We start from the raw sequence: 392 nt of genomic DNA, 5'->3' as shown, positions 1-392 counted from the left end.
CTGATCGGCCACTTCTGCCGCCTCGGTGCCCGCAGCGCGGCGCAGCACGCGGGCGGTGTTGCCTACCAGCGCCTTCAGCCGTTCGGCGGCGCGGTTGGAGCGCCCTTCCTGCACGAAGCGGATCAGGGTGGACAGCACCACCATCGCACCGATCACCACCGTCGCCTTGGCGTCTTCGGTCAGCCAGGACACGGCCGCCAGCACCGTCAGCAGCAGGTTGAACGGGTTGCGATAGCACTGCCACAGATGGCGCCACCACGGCAGTGGCTTCTCGTGATCGACCTCGTTGGGGCCGAAGCGCAGCAGGCGCTCTTCGGCCTCGTGCGGGCTGAGACCATCGACATGTGACTGCAGGGTGGCCAGCGCATCGGCTTCGCTGCCCTGTGCAAGCG

General features: G+C 68.1%; 1 protein-coding gene. It reads right to left on the bottom strand.

From position 1 onward, the window contains the following. The coding region (locus AC1DEF_RS29330; RefSeq protein ID WP_477727748.1) for a cation-transporting P-type ATPase at positions 1 to 392 on the bottom strand (392 nt) is incomplete at both ends.

The sequence above is a fragment of the Priestia sp. 10L35 genome (assembly GCF_056395685.1).
The sequence above is the reverse complement of the archived record's forward strand: the minus strand, read 5'-3'. Positions and strand labels throughout refer to the sequence as shown.